This window comes from Microbulbifer mixtoriginis (SeqCode), from assembly GCF_052466695.1.
In genome coordinates, this window is record NZ_CP174285.1 from 4,613,270 (window position 1) to 4,631,664 (window position 18,395).

15 protein-coding genes are annotated in these 18,395 nt (G+C 49.7%); 11 read left to right on the forward strand and 4 right to left on the reverse strand.

Annotated features, from left to right (window positions below; genetic code table 11):
• Nucleotides 1-40 precede the first annotated feature (40 nt).
• A complete protein-coding gene (can, locus tag ACJJI0_RS20180) occupies nucleotides 41-697 on the reverse strand; it encodes a carbonate dehydratase (protein ID WP_252083105.1) in 657 nt (218 codons plus the stop codon).
• Nucleotides 698-833: 136 nt separating this feature from the next.
• Here can and ACJJI0_RS20185 point away from each other — a divergent pair, with 136 nt between their 5' ends.
• Together ACJJI0_RS20185 and ACJJI0_RS20190 are read left to right on the forward strand one after the other, a co-directional pair.
• Nucleotides 834-1,055, forward strand: coding sequence for a hypothetical protein (locus ACJJI0_RS20185; protein ID WP_444883952.1), 222 nt, complete (start codon nucleotides 834-836; stop codon nucleotides 1,053-1,055).
• 163 nt (nucleotides 1,056-1,218) lie between these two features.
• Complete coding sequence (locus ACJJI0_RS20190) at nucleotides 1,219-1,728, forward strand: GNAT family N-acetyltransferase (protein WP_444883953.1); 510 nt, start codon at nucleotides 1,219-1,221, stop codon at nucleotides 1,726-1,728.
• Between the two features lie 51 nt (nucleotides 1,729-1,779).
• Here ACJJI0_RS20190 and ACJJI0_RS20195 read toward each other — a convergent pair whose 3' ends face one another.
• A complete protein-coding gene (locus tag ACJJI0_RS20195; RefSeq protein WP_444883954.1) occupies nucleotides 1,780-3,000 on the reverse strand; it encodes an MFS transporter in 1,221 nt (406 codons plus the stop codon).
• A gap of 177 nt (nucleotides 3,001-3,177) precedes the next feature.
• Here ACJJI0_RS20195 and ACJJI0_RS20200 point away from each other — a divergent pair, with 177 nt between their 5' ends.
• Genes ACJJI0_RS20200 through ACJJI0_RS20215 form a run of 4 tightly spaced genes read left to right on the forward strand, consistent with a single transcriptional unit; the run spans nucleotide 3,178 to nucleotide 9,185 of the window.
• On the forward strand, nucleotides 3,178-5,043 hold the full coding sequence (locus ACJJI0_RS20200) for an IucA/IucC family protein (protein ID WP_444883955.1): 1,866 nt from the start codon (nucleotides 3,178-3,180) through the stop codon (nucleotides 5,041-5,043).
• 34 nt (nucleotides 5,044-5,077) lie between these two features.
• The gene (locus tag ACJJI0_RS20205) at nucleotides 5,078-6,058 is read left to right on the forward strand and encodes a GNAT family N-acetyltransferase (RefSeq protein WP_444883956.1); all 981 of its coding nucleotides are present in this window, start codon (nucleotides 5,078-5,080) and stop codon (nucleotides 6,056-6,058) included.
• On the forward strand, nucleotides 6,055-7,869 hold the full coding sequence (locus tag ACJJI0_RS20210) for an IucA/IucC family protein (RefSeq protein WP_444883957.1): 1,815 nt from the start codon (nucleotides 6,055-6,057) through the stop codon (nucleotides 7,867-7,869). Before ACJJI0_RS20205 ends, ACJJI0_RS20210 begins: the two co-directional genes overlap by 4 nt.
• Before the next feature lie 2 nt (nucleotides 7,870-7,871).
• Entirely contained in the window at nucleotides 7,872-9,185 is a 1,314-nt protein-coding gene (locus ACJJI0_RS20215; protein ID WP_444883958.1) for a lysine N(6)-hydroxylase/L-ornithine N(5)-oxygenase family protein, read from the forward strand.
• Nucleotides 9,186-9,289: 104 nt separating this feature from the next.
• On the opposite strand, the gene ACJJI0_RS20220 is transcribed toward ACJJI0_RS20215, so the two are convergent.
• Nucleotides 9,290-10,228: a hypothetical protein gene (locus ACJJI0_RS20220; RefSeq protein WP_444883959.1), complete on the reverse strand. Its 939-nt coding sequence runs from the start codon at nucleotides 10,226-10,228 to the stop codon at nucleotides 9,290-9,292.
• A gap of 623 nt (nucleotides 10,229-10,851) precedes the next feature.
• On the opposite strand from ACJJI0_RS20220, the gene ACJJI0_RS20225 reads away from it, so the two are divergent.
• The 5 genes from ACJJI0_RS20225 (at nucleotide 10,852) to ACJJI0_RS20245 (ending at nucleotide 16,504) form a co-directional block, all read left to right on the forward strand.
• Nucleotides 10,852-11,577 (forward strand): hypothetical protein, encoded by a 726-nt coding sequence (locus ACJJI0_RS20225; protein WP_252083096.1) that lies wholly within the window; start codon nucleotides 10,852-10,854, stop codon nucleotides 11,575-11,577.
• A gap of 309 nt (nucleotides 11,578-11,886) precedes the next feature.
• Entirely contained in the window at nucleotides 11,887-13,002 is a 1,116-nt protein-coding gene (locus ACJJI0_RS20230) for a phospholipase A (protein ID WP_252083095.1), read from the forward strand.
• A gap of 33 nt (nucleotides 13,003-13,035) precedes the next feature.
• Entirely contained in the window at nucleotides 13,036-13,440 is a 405-nt protein-coding gene (locus tag ACJJI0_RS20235) for an NUDIX hydrolase (protein WP_252083094.1), read from the forward strand.
• A gap of 227 nt (nucleotides 13,441-13,667) precedes the next feature.
• Nucleotides 13,668-15,731, forward strand: coding sequence for an aminotransferase class I/II-fold pyridoxal phosphate-dependent enzyme (locus tag ACJJI0_RS20240; RefSeq protein WP_444883960.1), 2,064 nt, complete (start codon nucleotides 13,668-13,670; stop codon nucleotides 15,729-15,731).
• Nucleotides 15,732-15,763: 32 nt separating this feature from the next.
• The gene (locus tag ACJJI0_RS20245; protein WP_444883961.1) at nucleotides 15,764-16,504 is read left to right on the forward strand and encodes an SDR family NAD(P)-dependent oxidoreductase; all 741 of its coding nucleotides are present in this window, start codon (nucleotides 15,764-15,766) and stop codon (nucleotides 16,502-16,504) included.
• A gap of 4 nt (nucleotides 16,505-16,508) precedes the next feature.
• Here the strand turns inward: ACJJI0_RS20245 and ACJJI0_RS20250 are convergent, their stop codons facing one another.
• Nucleotides 16,509-18,269: a hemopexin repeat-containing protein gene (locus ACJJI0_RS20250; RefSeq protein ID WP_444883962.1), complete on the reverse strand. Its 1,761-nt coding sequence runs from the start codon at nucleotides 18,267-18,269 to the stop codon at nucleotides 16,509-16,511.
• Nucleotides 18,270-18,395 lie beyond the last annotated feature (126 nt).

The window sequence follows — 18,395 nt, forward strand, 5'->3', positions numbered from 1 at the left end:
GCTTTAGGGCAAATATAAGGGAGATCGTCGGAGGGTGCTGCTAATCGTGTTTGCCTTGGGAAATATTTGTCAGTGCATTTTGATAGACGTCTGCAATCTCTCCTGGGTGGCGAATGGAAATCCCCAAATCGTGTACGAGCCCGTCTTTTAGCCCGTAGACCCAACCGTTAATGGAGAGTGACTGACCTGAGCGCCATGCGTCGCGTACTATTGTCGTTTGGCAAATATGGATTACTTGCTCCAAGACATTGAGCTCGCACAGTAGGTCTGTACGCTGTTGTTCCTGGAATAAGTCAACCAGAGTGTGGTGCTTGTCGCGAACATCTTGGATATGGCGCAGCCAGTTATCAATTAGACCAAGCTGTTCGTTGTGTAGTGCCGCCTGTACGCCACCACAGCCGTAATGCCCACACACGATAATATGCTTGACCTTCAAAATCTCTACCGCGTACTGCAAAACGGATAAGCAGTTGAGGTCAGAATGCACCACCACATTGGCGACATTGCGGTGTACGAACAGCTCACCGGGCAAAAGCCCGACAATTTCATTCGCGGGCACACGGCTGTCTGCGCAGCCAATCCAAAGGTATTCCGGTGATTGCTGCTTTGAAAGCTTTAAGAAAAAGTCCGGGTTGTCCTTGTGGGTGGCCTCGGACCAGTTCTGATTATTTTTTAATAGATGATCTAGCGGGTGCAATGGGTTTGTATCCTGATATGACTAATTGGACATAATGTTGGGAGGATAGCGGCTTTATTCCTGCGGGCCAAGAGGGTATGGGCTAACCTGAAAGATGACTATTTTTTAGCATTGGGTCTCAATTTAAGGAGAAATGATGGCGAGAAGGAATCACTCCGGTCCCGGTAGGCGACAGCGCACATCCTTGCGCTCTGGATTTGCTGATCGGCACCGTTTGCGTATGCGCCAGCTACAGGCGCGGCGGACTCGGCTACGTGGATACACCTCTAATTCTGATGAAGAGGAAGGAGCTATTGAACCAATGAATGGTGGAGAGGACCCCTTTAGTCGAGAACTGGAAAGGGAGCCCTTGGCTTGAGTTTTGCTGTTTCCGATAAATTAACCAGGAAATGAAAAGAGCGCTTAAAAGCGGTATGGATTTTATTTGGCAGTAATAATCGTCAAATTAACAAAAATTTGTTTACATACTCGCTTTTCAATACTTTTGCATTTCCCAGGTGGAAAAAGTCGGAGGAATAATAATGGCCTTGGTTACCCCGGAGACTTCCAGCGCATTGCGTGTGGTTTTGGCGAATTATACGGACTGCCATCAGGCTGAGGATATTATCCATTTAATGGATGAGTACTCCCGCCATCCTTTTGGTGGAGGGGGGCCATTGCCAGAGCCTTGTCGCAATGAGCTGGTGTCTAAATTGGCAAATTTTCCCGGTGCTTTCAGCGTGCTCGCCTATGGCGATAATGAGGCCTTGGGTTTGGTTAATTGTTTCACCGGTTTTTCCACATTTTCCTGTATGCCGCTGATTAATATTCACGATGTTATCGTCAGTGAGCGCGCCCGGGGGCAGGGCGTTTGCGCTGCCATGATGGACTTTGTGGCGTTAGAGGCAAAAAAGAGAGGGGGCTGTAAGCTGACTATGGAAGTACTGGAAAAAAACTTTGCCGCGAAGAATGCCTATCGCAAGTCGGGGTTCAAGCCTTATACGCTGGATGAAGAGTTTGGGCAGGCCGAATTCTGGCAGCGGTATCTCTGAATCTTGAGGGGTGGCACAGGCCACCCTTTTTCAAATTAAGCAATAACTTTGTTACCTGGCAGTGTACTGGGTCTGTCCCACTTTCTTTTTCTTGCTGATTATGCTGCTGAGTAGTGCAAAAAACGCGATAAGTGAGACGCTGACGAGTAATCCCAATAAGGGTTGCTGCGGATCCCTTTCATAAAGCCAGCCACCGATGGCAAAACCGATAGTGTAACCGCCGGTGTGCATCAGTGATAGAAATCCAAATAGCCGGCCTCCGCGTCGATTCGCTTGGCTCAAAAGTGTGCTGTAGCCCGGTACCAAAAAGGCAATCCCCACCACAAAGATCAGCAAGCCGGCAGCTGCGAGCAGGCTGCCTAGGGTACTGGAGAGCAAGATGGTGCCTGTGCATAGGGAGCTTACGCCCAACATAAAACTCATCTGCGGCGCCTTGAGTTTGCGCACCAGACTAATCTGAACCAGGAACCCACAAATCGCCACTGCAGCCAACAATACGGCAGTAGCTGATGAGGCGCCCATGGCACTGAGACCGTAGAGATCTTTAAGGGCAGGTCCCATGACAACCTGCAGCTGACCAACGCTAACGGTACCGAGCAGAGCGGTGGCAAAAAGGGCCAGGGCACCAGGAGGGAGGGAGGAATTTTCAGAGGATTCTGTTTCTGCAATATGGCTCTTTCCCTTCGGCAGACCGGCGGTTAGAACGAGGGTGATGAATGGTAGCAATATCAGCCACGCCAGTGGCCAAAGAGCACCAGCGAGGAGAGCTGGCAAGGCAAGTAGTGGCCCGAGTCCTCGTCCCAGATTAGCCGCCGCACTCAAGCCTGAAAGAATTGATAAACGCTTTTCCGGCTCCCCCAGGTCAATAGCCCAAGCCTGGCAACAGGGGTAGATGGCCGCAGCGTTCAACCCATAAATGACACGACTGATTGCCAGAGCTATTAGGGCATTACTTTCCTCCAGGTACCCCTGGGACATGGCCACCAACAGGGCCACAAAGAGGCACTGGGCCAGCAGTGCTCCAGTCAGCCCTGCGAGTAGTACTGGCTTGCGGCCAACCCTGTCCCCCATTTCACCCCAGAGTGGTCCGGCAATCATCAGGCAAAAAGTACCTAGGGCCACTAACCCCCCGATGCTGGCCAGACTCAGCCCACAGCGCTCAACGATGAGCGGAATTTGAGTCAGTAGAACAACCTGGGCAGCTCCCTGGCTGGCCACCACCATATTGATTTTACGCAGGTGATGTTTCGGGTGATTCAGGGATCTCCGCATCCGGGACTCCACAACAAATTCATAAAAAATCACAGAAAAACGCGACCCTTTCCTGTGCAAGAGTTCACAGCCAGATAATTTCTCTGGCAATGGGCTTGAAGTGCGAGAAATTTACCTGCATCATAAGGCTAATGCAAACCATTCTCACTTAGATTTAGCCGATAAAGAATCACCACCATGAATAATTCTCAATCCGATGCAGCCAGCACTGGCGGCGTCGACGGCGATGCTTTTGCTCAAAATCCAGTTATGACCGCCGGGGATACGGAGGTCAATATGGCTGCGGAAAGAATGTCAGCCAACTGCTTCTTCAATGCGTTACTGCGAGAGACAGATAGCGGTATTTGGCACGAACGAGCTGGCGAGCAACTTCCACAAGGGGTCAGTGTACCGGCGGTGCATGTTCCTCTACCGGCCAGTGGTGCCGAACTCTGGCTGAGTGTCTCCTATCGAAGTGAGTGTGGCAGGCACCAGTTTACCCTGCCGATGATATTGCGTAACGCAGAGGGTGCCAGCAAAACTATTGGGTTTGCCGATGCGGCGCAGCAGGTTGCACAGGAGCCTGCTTTTTTCCCTGGCGCCACAGCAGAATCCAGAGCGCAATTTACTCGCAGGGTCTCGGCCAGTGTGAAAAATATGGCTCAGGCACTGGATGCTCGTCACGCAGATACAGAGAAACTATTTACTCAGCCCCTCACTTTTGTCGAGTCGGAACAGGCACTTTTATGCGGACACTCTATCCATCCGACTCCTAAAAGCCGCGATCCATTTACCGATAAGGATGCCGAATGTTACGCCCCGGAATTTGGCAATAGCTTTGCCCTGATGTGGCTGGGAGTGGACCCACAATATTTGCTTGGAGCGAGTGGAGCGGAAATTAGCGAGGCGCAGTTTGCCGATCTGGTGCGTGCAACGGATGGTGCTCCGGTGGCACCGAAAGGATTTATTGCTATCCCGGCACATCCCTGGCAGTGGCGTCAGCTAGGGCAAGACCCACGTGTGGCCGAATTACTTGAGAGTGGAAAAATTATTGAGTTGGGTGAGGGCAGGGAACCGTGGCGGGCAACCTCTTCACTGCGTGCAATTTACAGCGCTCAAAGCCCTTATATGCTCAAGTTTTCTCTCAGCCTGAGGCTGACTAATTCGGTGCGTACTCTGCAACCAAAAGAAATGGTGCGTGGTCTCGAAGTTTTAAAAGTAAGAGATACGCCTCTGGGGCAGGAGTTTGCCAGCCGCTACCCGCGCTTCCAGGTGTTGGCGGAACCGGCTTACCTGATGCTTGCCGATAGTAGAGGTGAGCAGATTATAGAAAGCCTGGTTATGTTTCGGGAAAATCCTTTCTTGGAAACAGCCGCAAAAAATACCTGCCTGTTGGCAACATTGACTCAGGATCATCCTAATGGTGCTCCCTGCCGGGCTGCGCAATTGGTACAGCGCCTCGCTGGAGAGGAAAATATTTCCATTGAGGCTGCTAGCAAACGCTGGTTTAAGGCTTTTCTCGATGCAGTTATTGAGCCCTTGCTAATTGCCCAAGCCGATTTCGGAATTTTATTTGGCGCCCATCAACAAAATCTGATTTTGAGCTTCGAGGGTGCTCTGCCTGTGGCTGGTTTTTTCAGAGATTGTCAAGGCAGTGGTTATAGTCGCCTGGGCGAGGAATTACTCAAACCTTACCTGCCTAATCTGGCCCAGGACAGTGAGAATGTCATTGACGAAGAAATGGCCAACCGCCTTTTTGTTTATTACCTGATCGTTAATAGCTGTTTTGGTTTGATCTGTGCGCTTTCCGCTGCAGGTTTAATTTCCGAGCAGGAGTTGTTGCGCCAGCTGCGCGAGCGCCTGCAATTACTGTACGAAGGCTCACGACGTGACTTTAGCTGTTTGGCGTATTTGCTCAATGCCGATGAAATTTGGGCTAAGGGCAATTTTCAATGTGCGGTGATTGGTATGAATGAAACCACCACCGAAGACCCGCTTTCCATCTATCACACTATGGCGAACCCCCTGAGAACGGTAGTAGAAGCTGAAGTTGCCGAAGCTTGATCACCGTGACGATAAAAATTGAAAGGAAAGAATTATGACCAGCTCAACAGCTGCGCTTGAAGTATCTTTAGGGGAACACGGTCAGCTTCCCGATGGGCGCTCTTGGCAAGTTGCTGTGGGAGGATATCGTTGCCAGTTAAATGGCGATAATTATTTTCAAATTGAATATGTTCCCGGACAGGAAATAGCAATTTTCATCCTGTCGTCTGGTGAAAATTCGTTAGAAGCGTTAGATCTCTGGTTCGACTGGCTTTTTGCGCTGAATCCAGCATTGCAAAATATGGATATTGTCAATGCGGATACTGTGGTAAGCCGAGTTTCCCGCAGCAATTTTTATCAACGTACAGAGCTCTGGTATCGAGGTAATAATGCCGGTGAGTTTCCCTTGCAATGGGTAGAAAATACGCAGGGAGTTCGCCACCCTCTCCGTGCGAAACCACCTAAAGGGGAAGTTTATCGCCGTCATTTCCACGCACTGGGAATAGATTTCAGTTTACGTCACCTGGATCCAGAGAAAGATCTGGAGCGCTTTACCAACTGGATGAACCAGGAGCGTGTAGCAAAATTTTGGGAAGAAGAAGGTGATAAAGAAAAGCAGAGACAGTTTATTGACTCTGTTATTCAAGATCCCCATAAGCATCCATTGATCGCTTGTATTGATGGTGAGCCCTTTGCCTATTTTGAAATTTATTGGGCGCTTGAAGATCGTATCGCACCTTACTATGACTGCCAGCCATTTGATCGTGGTGCACATATGTTGGTTGGCGACCAACGCTTCCTGGGAGGCCGTTTTGCTCAGGCTTGGTTTAATGGTGTTACCCATTTTATGTTTCTGGATGACGCTCGCACAGAAACTTTGGTTGGAGAGCCGCGTGCAGATAATCGCGCATTGCTTAAATACATCAACGGCACTTTTGGCTGGAAAAAAGTTAAAGAATTTGATTTTCCCCACAAAAGAGCTGCTTTGATTATGTGTAAGCGAGACGAATTCTTTCAGAGTATGGGGGGAATATGAGCGGCGATAAATATTGGAAGCAGGCGAATAGAAACCTGCTGGTGAAATCGCTGGCTGAGCTTTGTTATGAACAGGCTCTGACGGCAAAGCTAGAAACGGGTGCCCGTTACTTTGTGGAACTTGCTTCTGGTGTTATCTATCGTTTCCAAGCTCAGTTAACTGTGTGGGATTGGTTATTAATTGATGCGCAAAGTATTGAGCGGGAAGGTGATGGGCAAGTAATACCTGCGGATGACGCAGCACAGTTTTTTATTGATGCTGCTCTGGATCTTGAAGCCTCCCCCAGTACTTTGGGCAATTTATTACACGAACTGGCCAATACCCTGGTTGCGGATGTTACTTTGCTGCAAAAGCGTGAATCGCTCACAGCGCATACCCTAGCCACACTGACTGATGAAAAATTGCAGTGCCTACTGGATGGTCATCCTAAGGCTATGGTGAATAAAGGCCGTATCGGTTGGGGTGCACAAGAGTTTAACGCCTTTGGTACAGAGGCCGCTCAGGGGGTCAGGCTGTTATGGCTTGCTGTTCGCCGGGATCTCGCTGTGAGTGGCAATAGCGACCTGTGGGATTGGCCTCAGCTATTGGCAGAAAGCCTGAGTGAATCACAGTTACAGCAGCTGGACGATAAATGTCGTGAGAAAGGGGTTAACTGGCAAGAGTTTTTGCCCTTGCCGGTGCATCCATGGCAATGGCAGCATCATATTAGTCAGCATTATGCACAACAGATTTTTAGTGGTGACTTGGTTTTACTCGGTGAGTTTGGCGATGAATATTTGCCGCAGGTTTCACTACGTACCTTGTCCAACTTGAAGCGCCCGCAGGCTCTCCATGTGAAGTTGCCATTAACGGTATTGAATACTTCCTGCTACCGTGGAATTCCAGGCAAGTTTATGCGCTGCGGACCGGCGTTATCTGAATGGATGCAGTTACTCTGTGAGCGTGATGAGCAATTACAATCGCGGGGCACCGGTGTTCTTCAAGAAGTAGCTGGCCTGCATGTACCACACTTACACCAAGAGTCGATAAAGGGCGCGCCCTATCGTTACCGTGAATTACTGGGAGCTACCTGGAGGCAGAGCCCGGCAAGCTTGTGTGCTGAGGGCGAGCGCCATCTTTTAATGGCCGCGTTATTACAGAAAGATAGCAGCGGTAAGTCTGTAATTTCTGCTCTGATTGAAGCCTCCGGCCTTTCAGTAGAAGCCTGGCTTGAGCAGCTATTCGACGCTACGGTGGTGCCTCTTTATCACCTGCTTAGCCGTTATGGCATAGGTTTGGTAGCTCACTCGCAAAACCTAACGCTTGTATTACGCGACAACAAAGTTGTTCGTGTTCTTCTGAAGGATTTCCAGGGAGATCTGCGTCTTGCTCAGGGTGATTTTCCTGATCGTGCGGACCTGCCGGAATCGGCGGCACAAGTTCTCGATCAATTGCCTGCTAATTACATTATTCACGACCTGTTTACCGGTCACTTTGTCACAGTGCTGCGCTATCTGTCCGCCCAATTAATGACAGAGATTGGTCTAGAGGAAAGGAAATTCTACGGAGTTTTAGCCAAGGTCCTACGCCGATATCAAGAATCCGCACAGCGAGATAATGGCGGTATGGCGGAGCGTTTCCAGCAGTTTAATTTGTTCCGTCCCCATATCGAGCGCGTTTGTATTAATCGCGTGCGCCTGCGTCAAGGTTACGATGACAGCGCTGAACGCCCGGTCCCCATTGTCGGTGGAGACCTGACTAATCCCCTTTGGCTCGCAGAGCAAGAGTCACAGCAACACCAACCAGCAACCGCTTCCGCTTTAGAGGCATAATCATGAGCAATTTCCTAGATCTCGCCGGTATCGGAGCCGGTCCTTTTAATTTGGCTGTGGCCGCTCTAATGCGGGACACATCTTTGAGCCATCGCTTTTTTGATGCTAAAGCGGAATTCTCTTGGCATCCCGGTTTAATGTTGCCGGGGGCTATGATGCAGACTTCTTACCTGAAAGACCTGGTAACGCCGGTTGATCCAACCAATCCCTGTAGCTTTCTGGCGTACCTGGTAGAAAATAAACGTTTCTATGACTTTCTGCACGCAGAACAGCGTACCGTAACCCGTCGCGAGTTTGCCGATTACCTGGCGTGGGCTGCCCGTCGCTTGGATTCTATCCAAATGAGCAGCCGTGTACAGAGCGTGGTGGATAATGGGGAGTTTTTTGAGCTGGACGTGCACGGCCCCAATGGTCGCGAACAGGTACTCACCAAAAACCTGTGTGTTGCTGCGGGTAAAAAACCAAATATTCCAGAGTGCAGCCGCCCATTCCTGTCTGATAATTGCTTCCATGCGCTGGAAATTGCCCTGCGTAATCCGGATGTAAGTGGTAAGCGCGTCGCCGTGGTCGGTGGAGGCCAGACTGGTGCGGAAGTGGTTATTAATCTTTTGAGTAAACACTGGGGCCGCCCACAGCAGGTAACCTGGGTATCCCGCCGCAGCAATTATTTGCCATTGGATGAGACCCCCTTCACCAATGATTGGTTTACCCCAGAGTATGTCGACGTGTTCCGTCAGTTGAGCCCTCAGCGTCGTGAGGAAGTGGTTTCAGAGCAGAAGCTGGCTTCTGATGGTATATCTCCTGATACCCTCAAGGAACTTTACCAGTTGTTCTACCGTCTTGTGCACCTGGAAAAGGATGCTGAACGAGTAGCATTATTGCCCAATCGCGAACTGGTGGAGATGTCTCACCGCGGTGACTATCAACTGCAGCTGGAAAATCACTTGCTGGGTGAGGCAGATGGTACCGAGTGGGTTAATGCGGATATCGTTATTCTATGCACTGGCCTGTGTGAGGCTCTACCTCCTTGTCTGGCGCCTTTACAAGAGCGCATTGCACGCGATGCAGAGGGTCGCTTGCTGTTGGATGATGCTTTTGCGGCAAGACTTAGCGGCGATGAGAGTGGTCGACGTTTGTATTTCCTTGGTACTGGCCGGACAAGTCACGGCATTGCGGAGCCACAGCTGAGCTTATCGGCCTGGCGTGCGGCACAAGTAGTGAATGATTTACACGGTAATGCGCTCTATGACAATCAGCAAACCGGCAATTTTATGAAATGGATTACCCCGCAAGCTCAGCAGGCAGCTGTTGCTTAAATAGAGGGAAAAATCATGATCGACCTCCAGGTGTCCACCAATAAGGTCGATCATGGATATACAAGTTTTTGCAATCCTATCTATAGCCGAAGTGGCTGCCAGCCTTACTTGGTTACGTCAACAAAAATACCCATGTGGTCAGTGACAGCTGCAGCCATATTGACACCGTCAATATTGACTGCAGTACTCTGTGATAAGTAGTCCACATTTACGATATTGATAGTCGCAGTATTGTAAACCGCTACATCATATTTTTTACTGGCAGTACTATTGGTGCCAGAAAAACTGCGTTGATGGGAATCTGAGGGTGTTACCTCGCTTGCAGGGTGTGCGTCGTGAAAGATCATGTTTGTTGCCCGGCTTATTACTGAAGGGGTAAAACTGTTGCTGCCTTGGTTGGTATCTCCCATCACGAGGTCAATTGCACCGTGGCCCTGCTGCAACAGGTATTTATTAATATTCTGATAAAACAATGTTGCTTGCCCTTCACTCTTGGCAATGCTATTGGGGACATGCACAAATACAGCATTGACATTGCCTGTTTTCACCGCGATCCAGCCCATACCTGACCCCAGGACTTGGTGTTGGGTAGTTTTTGCGGCATGGACACTAAAACTGTTGCAGGCCTTGCCTGTGGAGCTTGATCCCACCAGCGCTCCGGCATGTTGCTGCATGGAGCTCCATTCGCTATTAGCCCCATCCATTTCACCATATACCAATAGATCGCAAGTTTTTCTTAGCGAGCGATAGAGATGTTGGTGAGTCTGTCGCGCCTTGCCCTCAACCATAGTGAGAAATTGGCTGTTGCTGTGTTGGCCCTTGGCCATATAACCCACAGGTGCCTGGGAGACCAGCTGGGCGGGGCCGTAAAGCGGAGTGTGGGGGTCCAGTCCTTTGGCGGTTGGCATTACCAAAAGCCAGGGACTCTGATTGGCGGCTTGGTGGTTATGGGTAACACGAGTGAAATGCTGGCTGTTGGAAGCACCAATATCATGATTGGTACTGGCGTTTGAATTTATGGATTGATAGGCAAAGGTTGGCATGTCGGTTACTCATTTTTATTGAATCTTCCAATGAATCACGAGGTTTAATACCTTTTGTTAATAATAAAAGCCAGATCTTTTTTGCGATTGTGGTCTTTTAACGTAGGTGCTTGTTACTGCATTTTGGCGTCAATTTTATTTTCCTGGCTGTAGTTTTGTAGGGTGATTAAAAGTTTTTATTTGCTCGAATGAATTTTCAGTTGATGCCAGGTGAATTAGTTTTAAATTTCAGTGCTGGAGCAATGAATAAGTTGCCTTATAAATAAATGAATTGCGGATTGGATCAATCAGGATTTCACTTTTATTAAGCATTGTGTCTGATCGATAGGTATTATCAAAGATTAACGAGTCGGATTTGTCAGTCGCTGTTTCTTTATTTTTCTTAATAACTAGTCTATGACAGCATGGAATAGTGCGAGTAAATGCTTGCGTTACTTGTTTTGATAGCGATGAGATATATCCATTTTTCTCCTCTTATTTCTGCTCAGAAATCCCCGTACAAGCGCATAAATATATAGTTAATTTTCGCGCCAAAGCCCGGGTGCTCAACCCACCTTGTGCAATACTTTTTGGGTACTGAACCATCGGTCTGGTGCATGCAGTGAGCAGGGAGGAAATCTGTAATGCGTTTGAACTCAACCCTTGCACAAGGGCGTTATCATTACAGCTGTGACGGGCGTGAGATGCCTGTTCAAGATAGCTGGCAGTTGGGCTTTGATGCCCTTGGACGCCGCTCTCTGGTCAGCCAGAGACTGGTGGGTGATCGAGGCTTCGGCATAGAGGTCTTTGCGCTGCTAAATAATGGCTTGGTGAGTGAATGCCAAGTGAATTGGCGCGATGAGGTTGATGAGGTCAGCGCGCATTATCATTTGTGTTTCCCTGAAGGTCAGCCTCCCCGATTAGGAGATGAAATAGAGGCTAACTGGAGTGGCCCTAACGGCCCTCAAGAGTTGCGTTTGGGGGGAGAAAACCGTCTGCTATTCCCTCTAATGCGCGTTTTTATGGGGCCGCTATTGAAAACACTGGTAAAACACCAAGCGGGTTTGGAAGTGGTTTCTCCAGATATTGTCGACCCCTCCCAGCGAGGAAAACTATTGGCTCCCAGAGTAAGCCATCGCACGGCGCGAATTATGGCGGGTGATCAGGCTAGTCAGCGCTCTCAGGATCTGGGCCCAGATATCAGCGGTTATATTTATCAGGGGGATGAGGCTGAGCGGGATGCGCACTGTTATGTGGATAACCGCAGCCTGCTAGTCGGTTATGATTGGCCTTCTAGTACCGGGCGTTTGTGGCAGGTTCGCCTCAGAGACCTGGAGTGGTCTCCCAGTCTTACCAGTCTCCTTTTTTAATTATTATCTTGATATTGTGTTCACCGGACTTATGCCCTGTGAACACAACTGGTTTTATCAGTCTAGTGAATAATGATGATTATTTGACGCATCATTCACTCTGCCAGAGGCTTATAGCCTTTCCAGCCTGGTAAGAATTCCCTCAAAATATCTTTTCTCCCACATTTTGAACTTTTTGTGTCTGATGCACATCGTAGTCAACCGCCGGTAACAGGACTTTGAGAGAGTGCCGGAGGAATTTATACCGCGGGATTTTTTCAGTACCGCAGTGTAAGATTTCGTCACTTATGTGCTAATGGGGGAGCCATTTTGCCTTTATCCAAAACCAATTCGCGCTGGGGTATGCCGCTGGCGGTCATCTTATTTGTGACTTCACAGTTACCGCTTAATGTTGCTTTGGCAAGTATTGATGGTGAGACCGAAATAGAGCTTAAGGAGTTAGACACAACCCCGGAGCAACAACAAGAGCAGTGCTTGCACGAGCAGCTGCTGATTTCCTCCGCCGATACCACACTGAGGGATATTCGCCTGCTCTGTGCCGATCGGGTGAGAGCCCAGCTTGGTCTGGAGGAGGATTTCTTCGAAGTCGACCCTGTGGTGGAGGAGTACTCTGAGGAATTGCCTACGGATGAGGTCTTACTTGGTGGCCGGGCCCAGGCCATTCGCGATGCCGCCAGCAACCCCTTTACACTTGCCTCCCACAAGACCAACTACATATTGCCATTTACCTATAACCCAACTCCTGAGAAGGGTGGGCTATCGGATTACGAAGGCGAAGGGAAAGACCTTGATAATATCGAGGTGCAATTCCAGTTATCAGTACAAGTACCGGTATGGCGGGGTTTTCTTGGCAGCGCTTCATTTATGAGCGTGGCTTACACCAACCGGAGTTTTTGGCAAGCCTATAACTCTGATAACTCGGCACCATTTCGTGAGACCAACCACGAGCCAGAGCTGATTCTCACCTGGCTCAATAACTGGAGCCTGTTTGGCTGGCAGAATGTCGCTAACCAGATCGCTTTCAACCACCAGTCCAATGGACGCAGCGAACCTTTCTCCCGAAGTTGGAATCGGGTATATGCCAACTTTATTTTTGAGCGGGATAATTTCTCGATTGGTATAAAGCCCTGGTATCGTCTCAAGGAGGATCGTGAGGATGATGACAATCCGGATATAGAGCATTATTTAGGACATTTTGAGCTGGGTGGCCGCTACCGCGATGGCGATCACACCATAGCCGTTATGGTGCGCAATAACCTGCGCTCGGAAAATCACGGTGCGTTTGAACTGACCTGGGGTTTTCCCCTGGGTGACCGGGTGGATGGCTACATTCGCTACTTTAATGGTTACGGAGAAAGCCTGATCGATTACGATGAGTCAGTGCAGACTCTTGGCTTCGGCTTCACCCTGGCACAGGGGTTCTAACTCCTATTGGGCAAAGATTCAGGGATGGAATCGATGGGATTTGAAGATAGCTACCGGCTCAGTGCGCATGCGGTGATTACCAATGACTCTGGTGAGGTCCTGCAGCTGCTGGCGACCTATGCCAACCGCAGTTGGGGGTTACCCGGTGGTGCACTCGATCCCGGAGAGACCATTCACGAGGCTCTGCGGCGGGAGTGTCATGAAGAGTTAGGGCGTGAAGTGCGTATCGAATACTTGAGCGGCGTCTATTACCATAAGATCTACAACTCTCATGCATTCATATTCCGCGCCCACTTTACCGACAGAAGACATATCACCCTCTCTAGTGAGCACTCAGAGGTAGCTTATTTTCCCCTTGAGCGCCTCTCCGAAGTGCAACGGCAGAGGGTCAGGGACTGCCTCGAATTCGACGGCGTTGTTCGCAGCGCAAAGTTCTAACTTTACCCCCTTCTTTGGCAATAGATCTGGTCGGTCAGCACGCTTTTGGCGATTTTCGCCAAAAGCACTGACATCGCGGAATTCCCCGGTCCGCTCCATTAGTATTTGCCTCCTGGTTTTTTACCCAAGAACTCCAGATTCTCCGCTTTTGCCGGGGGACTAAATAAAAGTTAATAAAATCAAACAGTTGAATAATTAAGGCAGCGGCCCTCAGCAAGTTGCGGGCTATGCTGGTGGATAAGAATATGGGTTTGGAAATGAAGATGCCTGAACTGGGCAACCTGAAGCACAGCGTACAGAAGCTGGAATGCCATGTCGCGCTAGTGAGCGCAGACAGCAAATTAGCGGGAGACTGGGTTAGCGCCCTCAATAACACCGCGACTCTGCATGAAAACCCCTTTGGCCTGGTGTTTGAGGCGGTGTTACCGACAGATGTGGAACAACTGGCACTGGAGGAGTCTCGTCTTCAGGCGATTATCGTAGATGGTGGCACCGATACTCAGGGGTTGGAAGCTGCCGATCTGCTTGCTGACCAGATACATGCACTTCGTTCTCAACTCAATATTTTTTTGGTGGCACAAAGTGATGTCGCCGGTGGTACACCTCTAGCTGGTAAGAGTGGGGTCAAGTCACTGACCAACCTGCGCCGCCGCTTTGACGAGTTGTTTGATCGCCGAGAGGGCAATTTCAACCATATGTTCCGCCTGGTACAGGCGTTTATTGCCCGCCGCGCCTCCACGCCTTTTGCCGATACCCTGAAGGAATATGTATTCTCCGCACGTGACGCTTGGCATACTCCTGGTCACTCCGGTGGCGACAGCCTGCGCAACAGCCCCTGGGTAGGGGACTTTTACCGCTTTATGGGCGAGCATGTATTCAATACGGATTTGTCTGTTTCCGTACAGATACTCGACAGCCTGCTGGAACCGCACTCGGTAATTCAGGAAGCACAGGATCTTGCCGCCCAGGCGTTTGGTTCGCGCCATACCTTTTTCCTGACCAATGGCACCTCCACTGCCAACAAGGTCGTGATTCAGCAGATACTCGGTGGCGGCGGCAAGATTATCGTCGACCAGGCCTGCCACAAATCGGTTCACCATGCGATAGTGATGAATCGCTGTGAGCCGGTTTATCTGAAGTCGGTACTGCACCCTGAATTCGGCATTTATGGCCCGGTGAAGCGCTCGGATATCGAGGCGGCGCTTGATGAACATAGCGATGCGCGCTTATTGGTTATCACTTCCTGTACCTACGATGGTCTGCGCTACGATTTGAAACCTATTATCGATTACGCCCATGAGCGCGGTGTCAAGGTGCTGGTCGATGAGGCCTGGTTTGCCCACGGTTTCTTCCACCCAGAATTGCGCCCGACCGCGCTCGAGTGTGGCGCCGACTATGTGACCCAGAGTACCCATAAGATGTTGTCGGCTTTCTCCCAGGCCAGCATGATTCATGTGCAGGACCCGGACTTCGACGAATTCCGTTTCCGCGAAAACCTGAACATGCATGCGTCTACCAGCCCGCAATACGCCATGATCGCCAGTCTCGATGTGGCGCGTAAGCAAATGGCGATGGAGGGTTATGGACGTCTCAAGCAGTGTCTGCAGATGGTGGAAACCCTTCGCCGTGCAGTCAATGAAACCGGAGTATTCCGAGCCCTGACCCGCGACGACCTGATTGCTGAGCCTCTAGCAGGTGACAATATCGGCCTGGACCCCACCAAGGTAACCATCGATATTTCCCGCAGCGGTTTCTCGGGCAACGAGATGCAGATCAAGCTGTTTGATCAGTACGGTATTCAAGTGGAAAAGACCACCTACAATACCATCACAGTACTGGTAACCCTGGGCAGTACTGAGAGTAAATTGTTGCGCTTGATTCATGCACTTAAGCAGCTGGCGGGGAATACTCACAAGCGTATTCATGTCGGTACTCCGCGCCGCCTGCCTGAGTTTACCCGCTTCACCTGTCTGCCGGCGGATGCCTACTTTGCCGATACGGAAGAGTTGCCGTTGATGGACAATGGGGTGGACGCTACACAGAATCTTATCGGTCGCACCAGCGCCGATGAGATAGTGCCTTATCCGCCGGGCATCCCTGTTCTGGTACCTGGCCAGGAGATTTCTGAGCAGATAGTGCAGTACTTGCAGCAGTTGTTGCAGGGGCAGAATACTACTGAGATTCACGGCCTGATTTTCCGCTCAGATGAACCTATGCTGCGTGTAGTCAAGGAAGTCGCTGAGAAATCAGAAAACAAAGACAAAAAGTCCGGCGGCAAAAAGGCAAAATAAAGCCACACGAGCTATCCGGCATGGAGGCCGGTATGTTTGATCAACCAAGGATGGTATTACTGGCTGGTGCCTCGGGCGGTTTGGCTCGCGCGATCGGCGCCGAAATTGTTCGGCGCTATCCCGATATTACTTTGGTGACTTTGAGCCGTGGTACAGTAGATCGGGTACCTGGACACGCCGGCGAGCGTCGTCACCTGACAGTCTCTCTCGCGGACGAGCACTCTATCAGGGCTGTCGAGACCTTCCTTTCTGAATTTTCCTCTCCGCCTGACTGGATAATTAACTGTTGTGGATTGTTGCACGATGAATTTCATGGCCCGGAAAAATCTCTAGCGCAATGTGAGGATGATTGGTTGATACGGTCTATGCGTATCAATCTCCTCACTCATATGCACCTGGCCCAGGCGCTGGATAGAAAATTACAACGCAAGCAGCCGCTGCTATGGGTATCCCTGTCTGCCAAGGTGGGTAGTATCGGCGATAATGAGTTGGGGGGCTGGTATAGCTATCGTATCAGCAAGGCGTCACTCAATATGTTGGTAAAAAACCTGTCTATTGAATGGGGGCGCCGATTGGAAAACAGTTGTGTGGTGGCAATTCATCCGGGCACTACGGATACAGCACTTTCCAAACCCTTCCAGGGTAATCTGGCGCCGGGAAAATTATACAGCCCGGCACTGAGTGCCGGGCGTATTGTGGATGTACTACAACAACTGGCGCCCGCCGATAGTGGTAATCTGTTTTTTTGGGATGGTAGCCGTTTGCCCTGGTAGTGAATCAGGGGGTCATCAAGCCTGGCCAGGTTTCATTATCTGTTGTTCTCGGATACCCACTGTATGCTTGATCAGATGTGATGGAGTAGCGTATATAGCGCTGGTTTTTGAGGAAAAAATATGCACGAAATGTGTTCCATTGGTGGGCTGCGGTAATCTCCGTAGCATAAGGACCGAGTCCTGGCCAATTGCTGTCATTGATAGGTTGGGGATAGCCGCTGTCAAGTTGGTCTTCTTCCAGGTCATAGCGTAAATAATTCCCGTCTTTGAGAAAGAAATAAACTTTGCTATTAGGCCATTTCAAGACAGCGCGAATTTTTGTCGCGTAGGTAGCCAAACCAGGCCAAGTATTGTTGCCCACCAATTTGGGATAGCCGGAATCGACCCGATCTTCATTGAGGTCATAGCGCAGGTAACGCCCGTCATTTAAGAAGAAATAGCCTTTGTCACTGTTGGCTTTAAATGCAGCAACAATCAGGTGGGCATAGTCGCCCAAGCCAGGCCATGTACTGTTATTGGTTATGCGTGGATAACCGCTAGAGGCTTTGTCCAAGGTTTTATTGTAGCGTACATATTGATCGTCACCGCGAAAATAGTAAGCACGTGCAGTGCTCCAGTCCAGGCCAGCAGTAATTTCCAGGGCCGATTTACGCAAAGCAACTGGGGTATCGTTATGTACGAATACATAGTCCAGGACTCCCTGTGCTTCTGTATAGTCGGTCCAGCTTTGTGAGCTAGCGTCGACGACATCAATGAACTGGTCGTTCTGGTGAATCTCCACGGGTCCGCTATCTGTGGAATACCATTTAATTGTCTTATTGTCAGCAGCCATCATTTTACGTATTCCAGGGCTGCCAATCAGTGGGTTACCTTCCAGCTTCCAATTCGTTTGCAGCTCTATATCCATAAAACGCAACACCGTTGGTGCAATGGAGGTTTGGGCAGCATGGCCATAAATTCCATTGAAATCTCCATTGTGGATATCTCCAATAAACTCGCTGTGCTCAGCATTTAACGGCAAATTACTGCCAATAAAAATTGTTTTCTCGCTGGCAGTTTGTGCCCCATGCCCGCAGCCGCGAGAATCACGGCCGTGGTCTGTAGTTACAAGCACTAACCATTCTTCACCTTTTGCAATACGTGTATCTACGGCATCTAACAGAGCGCCCAGCTGAGTGTCGCTTGTGCGAATGCTTTCGTTATAGTGATTGCCAAAACAGGAGCTGTGACCGACACCATCGGGGTCATCCAGGTGCAGGAAAAGGAAATCCACATGACCTGAGGCTATTTCCTGCACGCCGCGTGTGGTGACATCCGCATCGGAAAGGCCACTTAAAACCAGGTTAGCCTGTGCCAGGTCGGTAGTAAAAAAGTTGGTATTTATAGGGCTCCAATGGGATATGCTGCCCACCCAAAGGCTATTATCAGCCTCCTTTATCCGTTTGAACAAACTGGGGAATTCTGCATTTGCCAGGCCTGAGTCATTGGACGTGACTTGGTGCTTGTCAACCCAAACTCCTGTAAGGATAGTGGACCAGCCGGGGCCACTTTTAGTGTCCTGTTGACTTTGAGAGCCACTGATACCACCGGTATAAGCCTTGTGTAGAATTAATCGATCATAATTGGGGGTGTCTATATCCTTGAGCTTTTCGTACTGCAGCCCATCAACGCCAATTAGAAGTACCTTTTTATTATTCTGGGCAAAAACGAATTGGTTACTGGAAACAAACGAAATTAACAACAGGCAGGAGATAAGTGTCTTCATATCGAATATCCCGTATTTTCAATGATTTTCTGGTCTAGACCAGTAATGATAGAATAGACGATAGCTATTAAATCCCAATGAAGGGATTTTTACAGCGATACTGCAAAGAAAAGACAGCTATTTAAA